This is a genomic window from Bradyrhizobium genomosp. I (2014), from assembly GCF_000261685.1.
Lineage (GTDB): Bacteria > Pseudomonadota > Alphaproteobacteria > Rhizobiales > Xanthobacteraceae > Bradyrhizobium.
Map to the genome: position 1 here is coordinate 1 of NZ_AJQE01000118.1, position 639 is coordinate 639.

Here is a 639-nt window from a genome sequence, read left to right on the forward strand (position 1 = left end):
GCCGCACCGATATTGGTGCCTGGTGCCATCGCCGCGATGTGGGTCGCATAGAGAATATAGGTCCCGGCACTCGCCGCGTGGGCGCCGGAAGGAGCGACGTAGCCGATGACGGGGATGGGCGATGCGAGCACATCAGCGATGATCTCGCGCATGCTGGAATTGAGACCGCCGGGGGTGTTCATTCTCAGAAGCACGACCTCGGCGCGCCGTTCGCCCGCCTTGGCCAACGCCTCCCGCACGTAGCTGGCCGACGCCGGGCCAATCGCCCCGTCGATCGTAACAACAAGTGCAACACGGCCGCTCTCCTCCGCTGAGCTGGGAAGGATGCAGCAGATCAAAGCCACGGCGGTGATCGCCGCAACGAGGGTCGCCTTCATGGTCTGCACGGCAAGGGCTCCCTTTCAGAACATATTGGTGTTCCTCCCTTGAACCTCAATGCTGTGTGAGGAGGCCAACGTCGCGATTGTGCAACGCAATGGAAATGGCCGTTGAGGACGCACCCGCGCCGCGTCTCGAGGCGTCGGGCAAAACACCCTCGTCAAGCCCTCGTCGCAAAAATATTTCACTTTTCCGAATTTCGGATTTATGGCATACACGCGACATCCCGGCCCTTGCCAAAGGGGCGCTTCGCGATCGTCA

1 pseudogene is annotated in these 639 nt (G+C 61.5%); it reads right to left on the reverse strand.

Annotation, left to right across the window (positions count from 1 at the left end):
* A pseudogene (locus IC50_RS11285) lies at nt 1-386 on the reverse strand (NfeD family protein); the annotation flags it as partial.
* Between the last annotated feature and the right edge of the window lie 253 nt (nt 387-639).